General features: G+C 40.7%; 21 protein-coding genes. All 21 read right to left on the reverse strand.

Annotated elements, in window-relative coordinates; translation table 11 throughout:
- Positions 1-121: 121 nt before the first annotated feature.
- Positions 122-259, reverse strand: coding sequence for a hypothetical protein (locus ACIQYG_RS15765; RefSeq protein WP_402839504.1), 138 nt, complete (start codon positions 257-259; stop codon positions 122-124).
- Between the two features lie 10 nt (positions 260-269).
- Entirely contained in the window at positions 270-905 is a 636-nt protein-coding gene (flgD, locus tag ACIQYG_RS15770) for a flagellar hook assembly protein FlgD (RefSeq protein ID WP_402839506.1), read from the reverse strand.
- Between the two features lie 8 nt (positions 906-913).
- Positions 914-2218 carry a flagellar hook-length control protein FliK gene (locus ACIQYG_RS15775; RefSeq protein ID WP_402839508.1) on the reverse strand — a complete coding sequence of 435 codons (1305 nt, stop codon included), beginning with the start codon at positions 2216-2218 and terminating at the stop codon, positions 914-916.
- 25 nt (positions 2219-2243) lie between these two features.
- Positions 2244-2852: a MotE family protein gene (locus tag ACIQYG_RS15780; protein WP_402839510.1), complete on the reverse strand. Its 609-nt coding sequence runs from the start codon at positions 2850-2852 to the stop codon at positions 2244-2246.
- A gap of 4 nt (positions 2853-2856) precedes the next feature.
- On the reverse strand, positions 2857-3303 hold the full coding sequence (gene fliJ, locus ACIQYG_RS15785; RefSeq protein WP_402839759.1) for a flagellar export protein FliJ: 447 nt from the start codon (positions 3301-3303) through the stop codon (positions 2857-2859).
- A 2-nt stretch (positions 3304-3305) separates the two neighbouring features.
- Complete coding sequence (gene fliI, locus ACIQYG_RS15790) at positions 3306-4625, reverse strand: flagellar protein export ATPase FliI (protein WP_402839512.1); 1320 nt, start codon at positions 4623-4625, stop codon at positions 3306-3308.
- A gap of 2 nt (positions 4626-4627) precedes the next feature.
- A complete protein-coding gene (fliH, locus tag ACIQYG_RS15795; protein ID WP_402839514.1) occupies positions 4628-5401 on the reverse strand; it encodes a flagellar assembly protein FliH in 774 nt (257 codons plus the stop codon).
- Positions 5385-6386, reverse strand: coding sequence for a flagellar motor switch protein FliG (fliG, locus tag ACIQYG_RS15800; RefSeq protein ID WP_402839762.1), 1002 nt, complete (start codon positions 6384-6386; stop codon positions 5385-5387). The genes fliH and fliG overlap by 17 nt, the downstream gene beginning before the upstream one ends.
- A 30-nt stretch (positions 6387-6416) precedes the next feature.
- Positions 6417-8015, reverse strand: coding sequence for a flagellar basal-body MS-ring/collar protein FliF (gene fliF / locus ACIQYG_RS15805; protein ID WP_402839516.1), 1599 nt, complete (start codon positions 8013-8015; stop codon positions 6417-6419).
- 92 nt (positions 8016-8107) lie between these two features.
- Positions 8108-8416 (reverse strand): flagellar hook-basal body complex protein FliE, encoded by a 309-nt coding sequence (gene fliE / locus ACIQYG_RS15810; RefSeq protein WP_402839518.1) that lies wholly within the window; start codon positions 8414-8416, stop codon positions 8108-8110.
- A 22-nt stretch (positions 8417-8438) separates the two neighbouring features.
- The gene (flgC, locus tag ACIQYG_RS15815; RefSeq protein WP_402839520.1) at positions 8439-8897 is read right to left on the reverse strand and encodes a flagellar basal body rod protein FlgC; all 459 of its coding nucleotides are present in this window, start codon (positions 8895-8897) and stop codon (positions 8439-8441) included.
- The gene (gene flgB / locus ACIQYG_RS15820; RefSeq protein ID WP_402839522.1) at positions 8897-9292 is read right to left on the reverse strand and encodes a flagellar basal body rod protein FlgB; all 396 of its coding nucleotides are present in this window, start codon (positions 9290-9292) and stop codon (positions 8897-8899) included. Before flgB ends, flgC begins: the two co-directional genes overlap by 1 nt.
- A gap of 753 nt (positions 9293-10045) precedes the next feature.
- Positions 10046-10825 (reverse strand): GTP-sensing pleiotropic transcriptional regulator CodY, encoded by a 780-nt coding sequence (gene codY, locus ACIQYG_RS15825; RefSeq protein WP_034313657.1) that lies wholly within the window; start codon positions 10823-10825, stop codon positions 10046-10048.
- 107 nt (positions 10826-10932) lie between these two features.
- Positions 10933-12342, reverse strand: a complete 1410-nt coding sequence (hslU, locus tag ACIQYG_RS15830) for an ATP-dependent protease ATPase subunit HslU (RefSeq protein ID WP_402839525.1) — start codon at positions 12340-12342, stop codon at positions 10933-10935.
- Between the two features lie 12 nt (positions 12343-12354).
- Positions 12355-12882 (reverse strand): HslVU peptidase proteolytic subunit, encoded by a 528-nt coding sequence (gene hslV / locus ACIQYG_RS15835; RefSeq protein ID WP_402839527.1) that lies wholly within the window; start codon positions 12880-12882, stop codon positions 12355-12357.
- A 20-nt stretch (positions 12883-12902) separates the two neighbouring features.
- A complete protein-coding gene (gene xerC / locus ACIQYG_RS15840; RefSeq protein ID WP_402839529.1) occupies positions 12903-13805 on the reverse strand; it encodes a tyrosine recombinase XerC in 903 nt (300 codons plus the stop codon).
- A 59-nt stretch (positions 13806-13864) separates the two neighbouring features.
- On the reverse strand, positions 13865-15172 hold the full coding sequence (trmFO, locus tag ACIQYG_RS15845; RefSeq protein WP_063576889.1) for an FADH(2)-oxidizing methylenetetrahydrofolate--tRNA-(uracil(54)-C(5))-methyltransferase TrmFO: 1308 nt from the start codon (positions 15170-15172) through the stop codon (positions 13865-13867).
- Positions 15173-15596: 424 nt separating this feature from the next.
- Positions 15597-17672, reverse strand: coding sequence for a type I DNA topoisomerase (gene topA / locus ACIQYG_RS15850; protein ID WP_402839532.1), 2076 nt, complete (start codon positions 17670-17672; stop codon positions 15597-15599).
- Positions 17673-17938: 266 nt separating this feature from the next.
- Complete coding sequence (gene dprA, locus ACIQYG_RS15855) at positions 17939-18805, reverse strand: DNA-processing protein DprA (RefSeq protein ID WP_402839534.1); 867 nt, start codon at positions 18803-18805, stop codon at positions 17939-17941.
- Between the two features lie 117 nt (positions 18806-18922).
- Positions 18923-19825 carry a succinate--CoA ligase subunit alpha gene (gene sucD, locus ACIQYG_RS15860; RefSeq protein ID WP_402839536.1) on the reverse strand — a complete coding sequence of 301 codons (903 nt, stop codon included), beginning with the start codon at positions 19823-19825 and terminating at the stop codon, positions 18923-18925.
- An 18-nt stretch (positions 19826-19843) separates the two neighbouring features.
- On the reverse strand, positions 19844-21004 hold the full coding sequence (gene sucC / locus ACIQYG_RS15865; protein WP_402839538.1) for an ADP-forming succinate--CoA ligase subunit beta: 1161 nt from the start codon (positions 21002-21004) through the stop codon (positions 19844-19846).
- Between the last annotated feature and the right edge of the window lie 111 nt (positions 21005-21115).

Genomic DNA, 21115 nt, shown 5'->3' on the forward strand with positions numbered 1-21115 from the left:
TGTCTACCGGTTACACCCATCTTTTTGGCCCCATTGGCTTTATGGGCTATTTTGCCCCAGGTTTGCGGTGCTATATCTATATTCCTATGACTCATCTGTAATTGAGCATGTTTACTAATGATCAATTTTTGATTTGTGGAGACAGAGCAGCTTGAAAATGCTGTTGAAAGCCTCGTTGGGTAATCTGCCCTTGCCTAAACGGAAATATGGTTTGTGACATCAGCTGAGCGGAATTTGCTTGAAAATCAAGTTTATTCATATCCTGCCCCTTAAGCTTCAGCGATTTTCATCAATTGCTCTGATGATAATTTGGTTTTGTTTTCATCATCCACTTCAATTTGCAGCTTGCCATTATTCATGGATACCGAGATTACGACTGCGGACGACTCCCCATTTTTTTCGTCCATCCAGGAAACGCGCTTGCCTATTAATTCACTTGCCGCCGTCAGGCTATTCGACATGGAACTTGTTTGTTTCATTGCCGAAATATTTGCGGGTTCAAGCTTTGTCCCATCTTCTAAAAGAAAATAAACACCATCACCCTTATATTGAATGGATTTAACGATGCCTGTCCCTGCTTCTATCGCAAGGTCATCATCGCCTTCATCCAACTTGTGCCAAGTGACTTCCTTCCCTACAAAAGAGTTATAGTTCATTAAACTATTTTGTTGATTGATCCCGATTATCTCTTCCATTTGGGCTCCCATATTCATCATCTGTTCCAGAGAAGAAAAAGTGGCCATTTGGGCGATGAATTCCGTATTGTCCATCGGACTTGACGGATCTTGGTTTTGAAGCTGGGTAAGCAACAATTTCAAGAAATCATCTTTTCCCAATGCATCCCCGGTTTTTCTGTTTTCAGTTTGAGATTTTGATAATAATAGCGACGTATCGATGGTCGTCATTTTTTCACCTACACTTCCAGATTTAACAGAGCATCGACAAGGGATCCCGTAAACTCGCTTTCCGTCTCATCATTGCTCTCTTCCTTACTCTCCTGTTGTTCATTATGTTCATCCGCATCTTTCTGGCTGAATTTCTCAGAGTTAAAAGCATTGAAGGCCTGTGATATTTCAATTTTTTCAATTTGAATGTTTTGTCCGCTAAAGGCTTGTTTTAAACCATGAATCTGATTCTCCAGCATATCTTTGGCCTGGGCAGTAGTGGCCAGAATCTTGGCTGACAGCATACCATCCTTTTGAATCAACTCGATTCTTAGGGACCCTAAATGTTCAGGAGTCAATCTGATCAACAGTTTATTTACACCGTTAGTTCCGCTAAAGTTAGCCTTACTTAAAATATTTTCAAATTGCTTAACAAACTCTTCTTGATTGACGGTTTGCACACTTTTGGAAGCTGCCAAGACGAATTGCTCCAGCTTTGTCATGAGTAAAGGCATACCAGACCCTTGATGTGTACCGCTATCCGGACTTTGCAAAGTCACACCACTGCCCATTGTCCCGTCTTTATTTACCTTGTCACTCCCGGATAATGTCGAGAATGCGCTTTTCAATATTTCTATCGCTTTGGTTTGCCCTTTCTCCAAAGTGGTGGATCGGTCAGCATCTGTTTTTGATATTGACTGATTGGACAGCCATTTCTCCAGCTTTCCCGTTATCCCTTCAAGCAGGTGTTTCATTTGTTTCTGGATGGCCGCTTCATCTTGTGTCATATCCTTATTCTCCGAGAGAAGATCTTGAATTTTCACCAGTTTCAAAAGATTCACCACACCAGATAAGGGGAGGTCATGCCATTCTCCTTCGCTCAAAACAGTAACTTTTTTCAGGATTGTATACAGTTCCATGACATTAGCTGATAACAAGCTTTGTGGATCCAGGCTGAAGTCATCCACTTCTTGTTCTAAATCCAGTTCCTCGATGCTCGCAAAGAAATCAGCAAGGGCACCCTCATCATTTCCAGCTACATTCGTTAGGATCTGTAAAATAAGGCTGTTGTCTTGTTGGTTTACTGTAAGAGCTTCAACACTATCTCCCCCTGTGTCACTCAATCTTTCAAGTTTCAAGAAACCAAGCAAATCCTTTATTACAGACACACTTCCTTCAGTGATGCCAGTCATATCCGGTGGAATGGAGGGTTCTGCCCCCATGGCTGACTGAAGGATGGAACCGAACCTTGAATTAGTTGGCTGATTTGCCTTATTTGGTACCTTTAGACTTAATGATGCCAAGGGAAGTAAAGAATTAATGGCTGAATTCATATATCCACCTCCTCACTCTTTCCACTTAAGAACTTTGTTCCGTTAGTTTCTTCGTTAATCTTGCAGCATCAGCCGTTGTCATTTGCTCCAAAACCTTAGCTAAAGTGGCTGCTTTCATACTTGAGAGAATTTCCACTGCATCTTCATCATTCATTTCTGTAATGATAGGTGCAGCTCTCTTGGGAGCCATCGTTTCATAAGTACGGATTATATCTTTGAACGCTTGTTTACTATTATTCTGACTATCCTTAAGTTGATTCATTTCTGTTTGAAACTGCTGTTTTTCCGCTTCTGCCTTCGCAATGGCCTTGTCACGTTTATCAATGATGCCCTCAAGCTTTTCTATCTCTTTTTCCTTATTTTCAATCTCGGTTTCTAATTTTTCGAGCTTCATGGAAACTTTCTCATCATTCTTCGCTGGTTTACCATTCTCTTCATCCTTTTGATCCGATTCAATGAAGGGTATTTTCGCAGACATTTCCTTTGCCTTTTCCACTACATTCACCCCTGCAACTGTAAAAACGATCAACGCTACAGTTACCGCAAAGATTAATGGAATGAAGATGACAAGAAACCATTGAAACTTACTTATCTTCCTTTCTTCCAATCCATTAGATTCACTTTTTTTACGCATTCCATCACCTTACGCCTTTACTTAAGAATTGCCGGATAGATATTTCATCCATTTCTTTGTTCTCAGCTTCCTTAATGACATCGAGAAATTCAAGAAAATCATTTTCTTTCATTTTCTCGTACTTTTTAACCTCGATATTTCTTTCCATTAATATATCCCGTTGAATATTCATCTTGTATCGCGCTTCAATGACTTCCTCTTGACAGAGGGTTATGAGTTTTTCCAAGTTGTCCATAAATAACTGATGATGACGAATATCCTGAACGGATAATCCATTTCGCAGCTTCTCCTGTTGAAACTCAAGCAACTCTTCTTTTTTCTTTAAAAGCTTATATAATTTTTCTGCCACTTCTTCAAATTTTTTTAAAGCAGCATTATATTTAGCTAGTGCATCGGTTTTTTCTTTTTCTTTGATGGACAGGATCTTCTCGAATTTATATTGATAAATCATCATTAATCACCTTTCTCCATCAATTCGACAAGAGCGTTGATACTATTATCTTTAGAAGCCTTTTCATGGGTTCCTTGCTTTAAAAATGAAATGATTTCTGGATAGCGTGTAATTGAGTTATCAATTTGTTTGGAAGAACCCTTCTTATAAGCTCCTATATTTATCAAATCTTCCGACTCCATATAGGTTGATAAACTTGCCCGCAATATTTCTGCGGCGTTTTTATGCTTTTCACCAACAATATTGTTCATGACACGACTAATGCTCTTTAATACATTGAGCGCTGGAAACTGTCCTTTATTGGCCAAGTTGCGGTCCAGTATGAAGTGACCATCCAAAATTCCCCTGACAGCATCAGCAATCGGTTCATTCATGTCATCACCGTCAACGAGAACCGTATAAAAAGCTGTAATGGTACCGAGCTGATTTGTTCCCGTTCTTTCGAGTAACCTTGGAAGGATGGCAAAAACGGATGGCGTATACCCTTTGGTCGTCGGCGGTTCCCCGATGGCAAGCCCAATTTCCCTTTGGGCCATCGCAACCCTCGTAACAGAATCCATCATCAGCATCACATTCAATCCTTTATCACGAAAATATTCCGCGATGGCAGTTGCCGTCAAAGCACCCTTTATCCTCATCAATGCTGGCTGGTCAGATGTCGCCACTACAACGATTGATCGTGCCAGCCCTTCTGGTCCAAGGTCTTTCTCAATGAATTCTCGAACTTCACGGCCACGTTCCCCAATAAGACCGATTACGTTTAAGTCCGCCGTCGTATTCCTTGCCACCATACCAAGCAACGTGCTTTTCCCGACACCGCTCCCTGCAAAGATACCGACACGTTGTCCTTTTCCAACTGTTAATAAACTATCAATCACCCGAACTCCTACATCTATCGGTTCATTAATGGGAGGTCGTTTCATCGGATTTGGCGGATCTTGATCCACGGAAATTGTCGCGAGACCTTTGGGAAGCATTGAGTCATCAATGGGATGTCCCATTGGATCGACTACTTTGCCAATCAGCCCACTTCCCACCTTTATCTCAAGGCTCCGTCCGCTCCCTTCCACAATACACCCCGGTGCAATATCACTAACTGCTGTAAATGGCATTAAAATAACCATTTCATCACGGAATCCGACAACTTCAGCTAAGATTCGATTTTTCTTTTTTTGTATACCTGTATAGATATAACAAACATCACCTACAGAGCTTTCAGGGCCTTGAGATTCTATCATTAACCCCACGACACGTTTGACCCGTCCATAATGCTTGAAAGGATCAACTTCATCAACCAAGGGCAATAGGTCTCTAGTTTTCATCTTTACTCCCCTTCCAGCAATTCAGTTAGTTTCACTTTTATTTCCTGCAGCTGACTGTCGACACTGGCTTCCATCCTTCCGTTTTCGGATTCAATGATACAGCTGCTTTTTTCAAGATCATCATCCGGAAAGATATACAACTCGGTATCTTTCGGAAAGATTGCCATCAACTCATCTTTATGAGAAAGAATCGATTGATATTGGATCGGGTGGATATGTAATTGCACTTCACGGTAATCCCTCACCTCTTTGATGGCTCTTTTGACTATGGATAAAAAAGAATCTTCATCTTTTTCAAGCTGTTGCCCGATAATTTTCTCTGCCACTTTCATGGCAAGATTCAAAATAACCGTTTCAGATGATTCAATGTGGTCCCGATAATCTTTTTTAGAAGACTCTACCACTTCTTTTGCGAAGGCTATTTCCGCTGCAATCTCGTTATAACCCTTTTGAATCCCATCTTCGACTCCCTGCTGATAGCCTTCTTTTTGAGCTTGTTCGATAAACTTCGCTTTTTCTTGATTCTCCCATTTTTCTCGGTCTTGCTGGATTTCAGCAGCAATCGCTTGGGCTTTTTGTTTAGCTTCGAGCAATAACGTTTCCGCTTCCTGTTTAGCATCATTGAGAAATTCATCAGATTGAATATAATGAAGGTTTTTCCGCTCATCTGCATCATCATTTTGAAGAAAGTCGAAAGGGCGAACTTTTATTGCAATCTTTTTGCTTTTCTCCTGGTTAGCCTGCTGGGATTTGATAATCCTAGACAATGATATCATCCCCTCCACCGCGGGCAATCACAATATCACCAGTTTCTTCCAGTTTCCGGATGACGGCGACAATTCTTGATTGTGCTTCTTCCACATCACGCAAACGTACTGGTCCCATATATTCCATTTCTTCCTGGAACGTTTCCACCATACGTTTTGACATGTTTTGGAAAACGATTTCCTTCACTTCATCACTAGCCACTTTAAGGGAAAGTTTAAGGTCTTCGTTATCAGATTCCCTGACTACTCGCTGAATCGCTCTGCCATCAAGGGTCACGATATCTTCAAAAACAAACATTCGTTTCTTGATTTCCTCAGCAAGCTCCGGATCTTGGATTTCAAGTGCGTCCAAAATCGTTCTTTCCGTTGAACGGTCAACACCATTCAACACATCTACAACAGCTTCAACTCCACCAGTCTGTGTATAATCTTGGGTTACGGTCGCAGAAAGTTTCCTTTCGAGTATTTGCTCCACTTCATTGATGATTTCCGGAGAAGTGCTATCCATTAATGCAATCCTTCTTGCAATATCGGCCTGCACCTCCTGCGGAAGTTCAGACAATATTTGTCCAGCCTGTGTGGGATCAAGGTAAGACAGGATTAATGCAATGGTCTGCGGATGCTCGTTCTGGATGAAATTCAAGATTTGTCCAGGGTCTGCCTTTCGGGCAAAGTCGAATGGACGAACCTGTAACGATGATGTTAAACGGTTAATGATGGCGGTTGCCTGATCACTGCCTAATGCCTTTTCAAGTACCTGCTTCGCATATCCTATCCCGCCTTGCGAGATGTAATCCTGTGCCAAAGCAATATTATGGAATTCTTCCAGGATTTCTTCTTTATCATGGGAGTCCACTTTTCTCACTCCAGAAATTTCAAGGGTCAATCTCTCAATTTCCTCTTCAGTAAGATGCTTATATACGGATGCAGAAACATCCGGGCCTAAGGAAATAAGGAGGATGGCAGCTTTCTGTTTGCCAGTCAATCCGGCCATTTTTTTTCTTTCTGTCACTTTCCAAGCCTCCTAGTCTTCCGCTATCCAGCTTCTTAATAATTTTGCAAATTCATCCGGCTTTTCTTTTGCAAGCTTCTCCAATTGTTTTCTTTTTAAAGATGCTTCCGTTTCCTTCTCTTTGTTCAAATCCGGAACATCGAATACGACTTCTTCCTCTTCAACCACGTACTCCTCTTCCATTTCAGCTTGTTTTCGGGACCGGAGGAATAAGATTAATAGAATGATAATGGCAAGTATCAGCACTCCGCCGACGATGTATGCCCATATTGGTAAAGAAGGATTCGTTTCATCTTTTTGCAACTTCATTTTTCCGTTAAACGGCTGAACTGAAATCGCAATTTTATTATTAAGCTCCTCTTCCGTCAGTTCTTCCCCTTCAGCTTTTTTCTCGATTGTCGTGCGTATTATCGTACCTAGGATTTGTGTAATATCATCCACACTCTGTTGAGATAAAGAATTCGGATCGTCAGCTGTGGGCGGTTCGACCATGACTTGAATACCTAAATCTTTAACTTTATATGGGCTTTCGACTATTTCTTTCTTGATTCGGTTTACTTCACTATTAATCGTTTCATCCACTTTTTCATAATCACCGGAACCGTTTGTGCCTTCAACATATTGGGTTCCCAATGAATCTGAGGAATCCTCACTTTGCGGAACGCCTCCTGCACCTGCTGCGTCACCACTATACGATTCATTGATTCTTTGCGCAGAAATCTCAATCCCAGCCATATTTTCTTCATCGACCGGTTCAACTAAATTCTCTTCCCGATTTTCTTGAGTGAAATCAATGTCTGTCGTGACTGAAACAACAACTTTGTCTCTTCCCATTATCGTTCCAAGCATATTTTGTACCTGTCTTTGAATATCACGTTCTATTTCTTTTTTTATTTCGTTTTGGGTAGCAAATGCGGACGCAAAAGAAGAATTTTGATTTTCAAGATCAAAGTACTCAAACTCTTGGTTCATAATGACGATATTATCTGTAGGGAGATTCGGAACACTTTTTGAGACAAGATGATAAAGGGAATTGATTTGACTTTCTTCAAATTTATAACCGGGTTTCGTATTCAATACAATGGATGCTGACGCTTCCCCAACTGAATCACTGACAAAAACTCCTTCATCAGGAAGAGTGATCATTACACTGGCATCTTCCACACCATCAATCTTTTTTATTAAACTGGCCAATTCCGTTTGCATCGAGTCCAATTTAATGACATTGAATTCATTTTCAGTCATTCCGATACCGGCACTTTGACTAAAAAAGGAATAGTCAATACTGCCTGATTCCGGAATTCCCTCAGCTGCCAGTTCCACTTTAAGTGAATCCAGTCTTTCTTCAGGAACTTTTATGGTCGTTCCATTTTCAGAAACTTCATTCATAATCCCTTGACTGTCTAAATTTTCTTTAATGCTCCCCGTTTCCGATGGAGTTAAGTTGGAATATAAGGGCACCAGCGTCGTACGCGTGGTTAAAATTGAAACTGCCGTAATGATGATGATAATTAATGCCGCTGAACCAACCATCATGATTTTTTGGTTTTTACTGCGGCCTGTCCAGTAAGCAGTTATCTTGTTCTTAAAATTCACTAGTACTTCATTCATTTAAATCCCCCGGTCAGTCTCTGAATTTATGATTGGGGGATTCTATTCCCCCTAGTCACTTTTCTCTATATTATGAGGTTAAAAAATGAATGCTATATACTCATTCTCATCATTTCCTGGTAGGCTTCGACAACCTTATTCCGAACCTCTAATGTAGCCTGCATGGTAACACTGGCTTTTTGTGAAGCTATCATCACCGAATGTAGCTCAACATCCTCTCCATTAACCAATTTGGTTGTAAGGTCATCAGATGCCACTTGTGTTTCGTTGACTTTATTCATTGATTCTTTTAATACCGACGCAAAATTCCGCTGTGCTTCGTATGGTGTATTAGTATTGCTTTGATCTTTTTTCAGTACATTATTTGCATTGGTCACTGCCGAAAGAGAAATCCCCTCCATAACAACATCTCCTTTCAAAATTTTATTTTCCGATTTCCAAAGCTTTCATCATCATTCCCTTTGATGCATTTAAAACTGTCACATTCGCTTCGTATGAACGTGTGACACTCATTAAATCAACCATTTCCCTAAGCGGGTCGACATTTGGCATTTCAACATAACCATCTTCATTGGCATCAGGATGTTCGGGATTATAATCCAGTTCAAAAGGTGTTTTATCTTTTACGATTCCAGTCACCTTCACTCCATTCCCTACCTCTCTCGTTTTTCCGGATGCTGCGTTTAAGAAACCCGAAAAACCGTTTTCCTTACTTTGCAGCACAACCGATTTTCTTGTGTATGGCTTCCATGTTTTCGATCCGGCGTCATATTCCGCCCTGGTCGTATCGGCATTAGCCATATTAGCAGAGATTACATCCATCCTTACCCTTTGACTCGTCAGGCTAGATCCAGTCATGTTTATACTTTGGAAGATTCCCATCACTTACCTCCTCTAATTACATTCTGCAATGATTGAAACTTACCTGAAAGCCTGTCGGTCACTGCATTATAATAAATCTGATTGGCAGCAAGATCCGTCATTTCCTTATCAACGTCCACGCTATTTCCATTGTTGTTATATCGGACATTTTTCTGCGTAACGATGTGAGAATCATGCCCCCCCTCTGATTTGAAGGTAAAATGTCTTTCATCGGTACGATATGACTCGAGGGAAGATTCCAGCTCTGCCTTAAAGGAATGTGTTTTGTCGACCTCTTTAGCTTTATAATTAGGCGTATCCGAATTGGCTATGTTCTGTGAAATGACTTTTTGTTTTGCATTAGAATAATCAAGGGCATTTTCTAGTGATTGAAAAGTATTTGAAAATAATTCCACATCGATCACCTCTTTCTATAATTAACAGATAATCACTTTATCAATAAATTAACCCAGTGCATTTACGTTTTAATTTTAAAGAAACATTATAACTATGTCCATAAACAATACATAGACTTTAGACCTATTATCGTCGAAAATTGTCACATATTGCTCAAATTTGTCGCTTTTCTTAGTATGATTATAGGATTAAATTACGTAATTTTACATTTTAATATGATATTCTACATATTAACCAAATTTTACTTCCATTAGCTTTTATATCATACCGAAAAACCAATCCATATACCTGATACTTTAGAACTAATTTTCAAATTTACTTTCAAATATTTATTTTATTTTAGTTGATTTCACCCTTTAAAATAAAGGATTCATAAGAAAACAACAGATAATTGCTTATTTTCTTTTTTTAAAAAAAACGTTTTTTTTCAAAGCGGTGAACCTTTCGACAAAATTCTCCAGTGGGGAAAACGGTTATCAATAGACTTTTAAAAAATTAAAAAATTGCAACAACGTTCATTTACATCATTTCGACAGTTATAATAATATAATTACCCTTTTCAAGAAATATTTAACTATTTTTTCTGCTTCTAATAGAAAACATGCCTATATTCACATTCCATTTAATCCGAATTACCTCTTTTCACTTAATACCCATGTCATTCACCCGCATTGGCCTGTTAGTCCCAGACAGCAACACATCCAAATATCACAAAAAAGGCAGCCCTTTTTCAAGGGCTGCCTTTCTATATGTTAATTATTTTTAAGCTTCTCTAATTCAAGAAGGAATTTATCGTTCAATACTTTGATATAAGTACCTTTCATTCCAAGGGAGCGTGATTCAATGACTCCTGCACTTTCCAGTTTCCTTAGGGCATTTACGATAACTGAACGGGTGATGCCAACACGGTCCGCAATTTTTGATGCTACAAGCAGACCTTCATTACCTTTAAGCTCCTCAAAGATGTGCTCTATTGCTTCCAATTCACTGTAAGATAACGAGGAAATCGCCATTTGTACGACAGCTTTACTACGAGCTTCCTCTTCTATCTCTTCTGATTTTTCACGAAGGATTTCCATACCGACTACAGTGGCACCATATTCAGCCAAAATTAAATCATCATCGTGAAATTTTTCTTGTAAACGGGCAAGAACCAATGTTCCTAAACGTTCTCCCCCACCCATAATCGGTACGATGGTTGTTAATCCAGTTGAGAAAAGCTCTTTGTTTTCGACTGGGAAAGCAGTATATTCGCTTTCGATATCAAGATTCGAAGAGGTTTCAGGAATATTGAACAGGTTTTTTGTGTACTCTTCAGGGAATTGTTTATCTTCTAACATTTTGTACATGCGTTCGTTTTCAATTTGCTGACTTACCGCTATGCCAAGTAATTTCCCGCGGCGGCTGACGACGAATACATTCGCTTCGATAACTTCACTTAAACTCTCAGCCATTTCCTTGAAGTTAACTGCTTTACCTGCTGCTTTTTGGAGCATTGCATTGATTTTTCTTGTTTTTGCTAATAAGTTCATTTGATTTGTTCCTCCTAAAAATACCATGGTTCACAATAACTATGAAGTTGTATTTCCGTAATTTTATGTTCATTGCGTAGGCAAATCATTGCCAAAATTGTTTCTAATTAAAGGATAAACTGGCTTAAATCTTTGTTCCGGGCGATAGAACCAAGCTTACCTTCGACATATTGGGGCGTAATTGTAATCTTCTCCATCGTTATTTCCGGGGCTTCAAAAGATAAGTCTTCAAGCAACCGTTCCAAAATGGTATGAAGTCTTCTTGCACCAATATTGTCTGTGTTTTGATTTACTTCGAAGGCCACTTCTGCTATCTTACGAACAGCATCGTCAGAAAATTCAATTTCTATACCTTCAGTTTCCAATAAAGCAACATATTGTTTTAATAAGGCATTATCCGGTTCATGAAGAATCCGTACAAAGTCGTCTACGGTCAGTTTGTTCAATTCTACACGAATTGGGAATCTACCTTGTAATTCAGGGATAAGGTCGGATGGCTTAGCCATATGAAAGGCCCCTGCTGCAATGAATAGGACATGATCCGTTTTAACTGAACCATATTTAGTCACTACTGTTGAACCTTCAACTATTGGCAGAATATCCCTTTGGACACCCTCTCTCGACACATCCGCTGATGAACTTCCAGATTGCTTACTGGCAATTTTGTCTATTTCATCTATGAAGATAATCCCATTTTGCTCAGCCCCGTATACTGCATCTGAAGTTACTTCATCCATATCAATCAGTTTTGCCGCTTCTTCATTTGTTAAAACGGTTCTCGCTTCACTTACTTTCAATTTGCGCTTCTTGCTTTTTTTCGGCATCAAGCTTCCTAAAGCGTCCTGCATATTCATCCCCATTTGTTCCATTCCCGAACCTTGGAGCATATCAAACATCGAAGCAGCCTGTTCTTCCACTTCGACCGTTATCATTTCACTTTCCAACTCACCATTAGCCAGCTTTTCAGCGACGATTTTTCTTTTTTCCTGCAAACTTAAATCTTCGGAATTTTCTTCCGAATCCTGATCGTCTTGATTGTTATTGCCTCCAAAAAAGACTTCAAGAGGATTCTTGAAATTACTCTGTTTTTTTGTTGATGGCACTAATAGCTCTATTAAGCGGCGATTTGCATTTTCTTCTGCCCGTTCCTTTACGCTGGCCATCTTTTCTTCCTTCACGAGGCGGACGGAAGTCTCCACCAAATCACGAACCATGGACTCTACATCCCGGCCGACATACCCGACTTCCGTAAATTTCGTTGCTTCAACTTTTACAAAAGGAGCACCTACCAATTTAGCCATTCTCCGAGCTATTTCTGTTTTCCCAACACCTGTCGGTCCAATCATTAATATATTCTTCGGAACGACTTCATCACGAAGTTGATCCGAGAGAAGGGAACGTCGGTAGCGATTCCGAAGAGCCACTGCCACTGCCCGTTTTGCCTCACGCTGCCCAACGATATACTGATCCAGTTTTTCAACGATTTGCCTCGGTGTTAAATTAGCTTTTTTTGACATTTGCGCTCCTCCTTACAACTCTTCCACGATTATATTCGTATTCGTAAATACACAAATTTCCGCTGCAATTTGTAAAGATGATTGAGCGATTTCCTTTGCCGTTAAATGGTCACTGGAAAACCGCAGTAATGCCCTGCCGGCAGCCAGTGCATAATTCCCTCCCGATCCTATGGCGAGAATTCCGTCATCCGGTTCAATTACTTCGCCGGTACCGGAAACGAGCAGCAAATGGTTCTTATCCATCACGACTAGCATGGCTTCCAGCTTTCTCAATACATTGTCACTTCTCCATTGTTTTGCCATTTCGACGGCAGCACGCTGAAGATTGCCATTATACTCCTCAAGTTTGGCTTCAAACATCTCAAATAAAGTGAATGCATCTGCAACGGAACCAGCAAAACCTGCAAGAACATTACCATTAAAGATTTTTCTTACTTTCCTCGCTGTATGCTTCATCACTACTGAATTTCCTAAAGTAACCTGCCCATCACCGGACATGGCACATTCACCTTTATGATGCACTGCAAATATCGTTGTCATAAAGTGTCCCCTTTCAACATTTAAGGCCGCGGATGTGATGCATTATAGACTTTTTTCAATTGGTCTTTTGTAACATGCGTATACACTTGCGTTGATGAAATTTTAGAATGACCAAGCAATTCCTGAACCGTGCGAATGTCCGCCCCATTATTCAATAGGTGTGTAGCAAACGAATGCCTTAGCATATGGGGATGAAGACTTCCATCTGCGGCTGACTTTTTAATCAATTCATTCAATATATAGCGAACTCCCCTAGGTGTCAAAGGGTCTCCACGAAAATTAACAAATAAATAAACATGCGCCTTGGCTTCAGACGAAGTCAAATCCATCCTGGCTGTACGTATGTATAAATCTATTGCTTCCTGTGCATATCTACCAACCGGAACGTAGCGATCCTTTTTTCCTTTTCCATGGATCAGTACTGTCCCTAAGGAAAGATCAATATCCTGAAGTTTAATCTCACAACATTCGCTTACGCGAATGCCTGTAGCATACAATAATTCCAGTAAGGCATTGTTCCTTATTCCTATCGGTGAATCTTTCTTTAAAGTAGAAAACAACTGATTCATTTCCTTCTCATAAAGAAAACGTGGCAGTCTTTGATCCTTTTTAGGTAAAGAAGCCAGAGAAAAAGGATTATCCTTCACATCACCTTCACGCAGTAAAAATTTATAAAGGCTCCGCAAGCAAGAAGTTTTTCTTGCTACAGTGCGCTTAGAAAGTTTTTTCTCATATAAACTCGTTAAATATAACCGGACATCAAAATATTCAACGGACGTGATATCCTCAATGCCCTGTTCATTAAGGAACAGAAAAAATTCGTGTATATCACGTTTGTAATTTTCAATGGTGTATTGTGAACTGTTTTTTTCAATTTGCAAATATTCGATGAAGGATGATAATGCCTTTTTTTGATTAATCATGGAAACACCTCGCAAAGGCTAATAAATAGTATCATACTTTAAAACAGCAGGCAAATATTTTACAAATTTTTCACAAAGTTCTGAATTGTGTCCAAAGCGCGTTTAGCATGCGTTTCGTTCCGTTCTTTTTTGGATTTGATTCTCACTTCTAGGTCTGGAAGCAATCCAAAGTTGGCATTCATCGGTTGGAAGCTCTTACCATTCGTCGATGTTATGTACCTTGCCATGCTGCCCATCGTAGTCTCCGCAGGGAAAATGATAGGCTCCAAACCTTGGACGATCCTTGCAGCATTGATACCTGCAACAAGTCCCGATGCAGCCGATTCAACATACCCTTCGACACCAGTCATCTGACCGGCAAAGAATAAATCATCCCGATTCTTGAATTGGTACGTTGGCTTCAAAACATTAGGTGAATTTATGAAAGTGTTTCGATGCATGACCCCATAACGGACAATTTCTGCATTTTCCAATCCTGGTATGAGCTGCAATACTTCTTTTTGCGGCCCCCATTTCAAATGTGTCTGAAAACCAACAATATTGTAAAGTGTTCCTGCTGCATCATCCTGACGCAATTGAACTACGGCAAAAGGACGTTTTCCCGTTTTTGGATCTTCTAAGCCAACAGGCTTCAATGGACCAAATAACATCGTTTTCTTCCCACGTGATGCCATCACTTCAATCGGCATGCAGCCTTCAAAAAAGATTTCTTTTTCGAATTCTTTAAGCGGGACTGTTTCAGCAGCAATCAATGCATCATAAAAGCGGTCAAACTCTTCTTCCGTCATCGGACAGTTTAAATAAGCTGCTTCACCTTTATCATAACGGGATTTCAAATATACTTTATCCATGTTGATGCTGTCTTTTTCAAGAATTGGTGCGGCAGCATCATAGAAGTACAAGTATTCTTCATCCATGATTTGCTTTAAGCTATCAGATAGTGACTGACTTGTAAGCGGGCCGGTTGCAATGACGGTAGGACCTTCCGGAATTTCCGTCACTTCTTCATTTATAACCGTCACATTAGGATGATTTTTGACCCTTTCCGTAACAAGACCGGCAAATTCATGACGATCGACAGCTAATGCACCGCCAGCCGGTACAGCACAAGCATCCGCTGCGGACATGATGACCGAATCCAGTATACGCATTTCTTCTTTTAATACACCAACTGCATTTGTTAACGTATTTGCCCGAAGTGAATTGGAACAAACAAGTTCAGCGAATTTATCGGTATGATGGGCTGGCGTTTGTTTTACAGGGCGCATTTCGTATAGATCGACTTTAATTCCTCTTTTAGCTAACTGCCACGCCGCTTCACTTCCAGCTAGCCCAGCACCGATTACACTTACTTTTGTTTCTTTCATTTTTCGAACCTCCATGTATAGATATGATAAGACAGGATCATTTATCATTAAAACTGCTTTCTAAAAGTTTCATTTTTAACGATATCTATGTATTTATACCCGAAATACTCATTCCTGCTAACGATTATTTTAAAAATATGCCACAAAGCCAACATTCTTCCTGCAATCCATATTTACTATAAGGGTAACGGACACAAATAGGAATTATATCTTTAAAAGAATGTACTTGTCCACTGAATTTTACATCACATGGCCTAAATAAAAAAGTTTCAAGCTTTATCCATTTTCTTCTTGGAAGTAAATCCACATAACATCATGATATCATACTTTCCTGAACATAAAGAAACCCGGCAGATGCCGAGTCAATTTATATTTAGGGTTTTTCGATAGATCAAAGGGAAAGTAAACGATTTCACGGCCTTTTCTATGCTTGGGGCATTTCTTTGAAATCACAATCCATGCACTGGACCTGGACACCTTTTTTGAGTTTTTTCTCAACAAGTGTACCTTCACATTTTGGACAACTCCGCGGCAGCGGTTTATCCCAAGATATGAAGTCACATCCAGGGTAGGTATCACACCCGTAAAAAATGCGGCGTTTTTTACTTTTCCTTTCAATGATATTTCCTTCCTTACATTTTGGGCATTTGACACCGATTTCTTTGACGATTGGTTTGGTGTTACGGCAATCCGGGAAATTACTGCATGCCATGAACTTTCCATAACGTCCCATCTTAAAGACCATCCCATGTCCGCATTCCACGCAATCTTCACCTGCAGGTTCATCTTTGATTTCAATTTTCTCCATCTCGACTTCGGCTTTAGCCAAATGAATTGCAAATTCTTTATAAAATTCATCAATGACCTTTATCCATTCAATATTGCCTTCCTCAACGCTGTCGAATTCCTGTTCCATCTTGGCAGTGAACTCTGCATCGAGAATATCCGGGAAGAATTCGCGTATCAATTCAAGAACGATCTCACCAAGCTCTGTCGGGATGAACCGTTTATTATCCAAGGTAACATAGCCCCGTTTTTGAATCGTATCCAAGGTAGGGGCATATGTAGACGGACGGCCTATTCCCAGTTCCTCTAGGGTCTTGACTAAACGGGCTTCAGTATATCGTGGCGGAGGCTGTGTGAAATGCTGCTTCGGCTCGATATCTTTTGAAAAGAATTGATCTCCCTTTTTCACATCCGGAAGTGCATTTTCCTTTTCTTCCACCGAGTCATCGGACCCTTCAACATATACCTTCATGAAACCCGGAAATTTAATTTTTGAACCATTTGCCCTGAAGATGACATCCCCGTTATGCAGGTCGATGCTCATCGTATCCATGACCGCTGAAGACATTTGACTAGAAACGAATCGTTCCCAAATCAATTTATAAAGACGGAATTGATCTCTGGATAAGAACTCCTTGACCACACCCGGTTCACGTAATGTGCTTGTTGGCCTGACTGCTTCATGCGCGTCCTGGGCATTAGTTTGTTTCTTCTCCTTGCGCTGTTCAACCTGAACATATTCTTTACCATAATTATTTTGAATGAAGTTATGGACTTCATCTTTGGCACTATCTGAAATACGGGTCGAATCGGTTCTCATATAAGTGATTAACCCGACTGTACCTTCCTTGCCAAGCTCGATTCCTTCATAAAGCTGCTGAGCAAGCATCATGGTTTTCTTCGCACGGAAATTCAATTTACGTGCCGCTTCCTGCTGCAGGGAAGAAGTTGTAAAAGGTGCAGCCGGATTGCGCCTTCTTTCCTTTTTAGCCACAGCTCCTATCGTAAATTCGCCGCCATTTAAAGAAGCGAGCACTTTTTTGACGTCCTCTTCGGTATTTAATTCCTTCTTCTCGCCGCCAAGGCTGAAGAAAGAACCTTCAAACTGTTCTTTTCCTTTTACAAAATCAGCCTTGATTGTCCAATACTCTTCCGGGACAAAATCTTTGATTTCCTTCTCCCGGTCAATGATCATCCGTACAGCAACCGATTGGACACGTCCCGCGCTTAAGCCTTTTTTCACCTTTTTCCACAAAAGCGGGCTTATATTGTATCCGACCAAACGGTCCAAGACCCTTCTTGCCTGCTGAGCATCAACCAATTTCATATTTATTGGCCTCGGTGATTTAAATGATTCCTTGATAGCCTCTTTAGTAATCTCGTTGAATACCACGCGGCAATCTGAGTTAACGTCAACATCAAGACTGTGAGCCAAATGCCAGGCAATTGCTTCCCCTTCCCTGTCGGGGTCAGCCGCGAGATAGATTTTTTTCGCTTTTTTTGCAGCGGTTTTCAATTCTTTTAAAACCGGGCCTTTGCCGCGGATAGTTATATATTTAGGTTCATATTCATGTTCAACATCGACACCCATTTGACTTTTAGGCAAATCGCGTACATGCCCCATGGAAGCCTTTACTTTATATTTTTTTCCCAAGTAACGTTCTATTGTTTTCGCCTTTGCGGGCGATTCCACAATCACTAAGTATTCTGACATCCAATAAATCCTCCTCAAAGAGGTAATATAAATCTTCACTATTATTAATCATTCAAAAATCATTTGTCAACACCTCTTTACTTTTCAAAGCATGCTGATTCATTTATCTATAGGTATTCTGGCAAGAGGTGCCATTTGCAAAACTTATAACAGTTTTACAATATTTTCAACCTTTTTGTCTAATAATTCAACCCACTCTTCTAAAAAAGCACCTATTTTTTCAATTTTCCCGTTTGATTCTCCGTCTATCTTCTATATTATATTGTTCAAAACTCTTCCTCGATTTGCCTGGAGCTTAAAACAAGTTTGGCACCATCGGAAATCAATTGATTGGTTCCCAGTGATTCAGGGCTGGTAACATTACCAGGAAGCGCAAATACCTCCCTGCCGTGTTCCAAAGCGGCTTGTGCCGTAATAAGGGAACCGCTTCTTTCTTTTGCCTCTACCACGAATACTCCCTTTGATAATCCGCTGATGATTCGATTTCTGAGTGGAAACATCCATGGTTCCGCCTTCACTTCCGGCGGAGTCTCAGATATAAGCAGGCCTTTATTGATGATTTCTTCAGCAAGGGTAAAATTGGATTTCGGATATATTTGCATAAGCCCCCCACCTAAAATCCCAATCGTTTCTCCGTCTTCCCTTAATGTGATCTTATGTGACTCTGCATCGATTCCAGCCGCCACTCCGCTTATGATCACGAACTTTTTCTTTACAAGCGGTAATAGAATCGTTTTTAAGGCCTCCAGACCATACGAGGTTGGCTTACGTGTTCCAACAACACCTAGGGTATTCTTCCTTGTTAAAAGCTTCTTATCACCTTTAAAATAAAGAACCCACGGAGGATCGAATATTTGCTTTAGCAAAAAAGGATATTCATCATCGAAGATCGTCAAACAATGGATTTGGCTATCTTCGTATTTTTTAAGTTTTTCGATGGAATTGAATGAATGTAAATCATTGAGAAAGAGGTTAAGCTTATTTGAAGGGATAGGGAGCATTTTTGCCCATTCAACGTAATTCGTCGTGAACAGGGAAGATAATGATGGGTCTTTGGACATGATTGCTTGGATTGTTTTCCACCCTGCTCCGCGGCAATGATGGAGATGGATTAACTTTTCTTTTTTATTCAATTGGAAACGCCCCTAATCGGATATTTTTAAAGGTAGGTTGATAGTGATGCGCTTGGTCTCTCCCGAGGAATTTCGAGGAAATAAAGGCCGACCCAAAAAAGGTCGGCCCAGCTTAAATCAATGTGTTTTACAAGGTTCGTAAATATCTTTTTCTTTCAAGACGGAGATCAATGTTTCTCCCATTACGGATGGAGTTTCGGCAACTTTAATTCCACATTCGTTCATAACGCGGATTTTCTCGTCAGCAGTCCCTTTTCCTCCTGAGATAATGGCACCAGCATGTCCCATGCGTTTACCTGCAGGAGCGGTACGGCCACCAATGAAACCAACAACTGGCTTAGTCATATTTTCCTTCACCCAGATTGCTGCTTCTTCTTCTGCCGTCCCGCCGATTTCCCCGATCATGATTACCGCATGTGTTTCCGGATCTTCATTGAACGCTTTTAAAACATCAATGAAATCCGTTCCGTTCACGGGATCTCCACCGATACCGACAGCCGATGATTGCCCGATGCCAGCTTGCGATAATTGGTGAACAGCTTCGTACGTCAACGTTCCAGAACGAGAAACTACGCCAACATGGCCTTTTTTATGGATATACCCTGGCATGATACCAATCTTACACTCTTCAGGAGTAATGACACCTGGGCAGTTCGGACCGATCAAGCGAGTTTTTTTACCTTCCATGTAGCGCTTCACCTTGACCATATCCAGGACAGGAATATGTTCCGTGATACATATGACAAGATCAAGTTCTGCGTCTACGGCTTCAAGAATTGCATCGGCAGCAAATGGAGCCGGTACATAGATAACAGATGCACTCGCTCCGGTTTCAGTGACAGCTTCGGAAACTGTATTGAATACAGGCACCCCTTCCACTTCTGTTCCACCTTTACCCGGAGTGACTCCTCCTACGATTTTCGTGCCGTATTCCAACATTTGTTTTGTATGAAATAATGCTGTTGCACCAGTGATTCCCTGAACGATCACTTTCGTATCTTTATTAATATAAACGCTCATTATGTTCCCCCCTGCCTATTATCCTACAAGTGATACTATTTTTTGTGCTCCATCTGCCATTGATTCAGCAGCCGTAATATTTAAACCTGACTCTTTTAGAATCTTTTTGCCAAGGTCCACATTCGTTCCTTCAAGACGAACAACGAGAGGTACATCCAGGCCAAGCTCTTTAGCAGCAGCCACGACACCTGTAGCGATGATGTCACATTTCATGATTCCTCCGAAGATATTAACGAAGATGCCTTTAACATTTTGATCGGAAAGGATGATTTTGAAAGCCTCTTTTACTTTTTCCTCAGTGGCGCCACCACCAACGTCAAGGAAGTTAGCCGGATCTCCCATATAATGTTTAATGATGTCCATCGTCGCCATAGCAAGCCCGGCGCCATTAACCATGCATCCGATATTTCCGTCAAGCGATATGTAACTAAGGCCATGTTTTGATGCTTCAATCTCTTTCGCATCCTCTTCATCCAAATCACGGTACTCCGCGATGTCCTTATGGCGGTAAATCGCATTATCATCGAAGTTCAATTTAGCATCAAGCGCCATTACATCGCCGTCGCCCGTTACCACTAATGGGTTGATTTCTGCGATTGAGCAATCTTTATCAACGAAAGCTGTATATAGGTTAACCATCAGTTTGGAAGCTTTATTTATAAGTGAAGCCGGAATATTGATATTGAATGCAATTCTCCGTGCTTGGAAACCAGTCAGGCCGACAACCGGATCGATTACTTCTTTGAAAATTTTCTCTGGCGTCTTTTCGGCCACTTCTTCAATTTCCGTACCGCCTTCTTCAGAAGCCATCAATACGACACTATCCGTAGCACGGTCAAGGACAAGCCCGATATAATACTCTTTCGTAATGTCGCAGCCTTCTTCAATAAGTAAACGCTTAACTTCCTTGCCGGCAGGTCCCGTTTGATGGGTCACCAATGTCTTGCCAAGAATCTCTTCTGCATATGTACGTGCTTCATCAAGATTCTTCGCTACCTTGACTCCGCCGGCTTTCCCGCGGCCGCCCGCATGAATTTGAGCTTTGACGACAACAACTTCCGTACCTAACTCCTTCGCTGCTTCAACTGCTTCATCAACAGTAAAGGCAACCCGGCCATTTGGAACGGATACCCCGTATTGTCGCAATATCTCTTTCCCCTGATACTCATGGATATTCATTTCCCATCCTCCTTATCTACTAAAAAACAACTTTTAAATTTAATGCGTGTTTTCTCTATCATATTACAACAAAATTCTCCTTCGTGCATAATATTCTTTCACATAATTTTT

Origin of the sequence: Peribacillus sp. NPDC096622 (assembly GCF_044762665.1) — a bacterium.
GTDB classification, from domain to species: Bacteria; Bacillota; Bacilli; order Bacillales; family DSM-1321; genus Peribacillus; species Peribacillus frigoritolerans_B.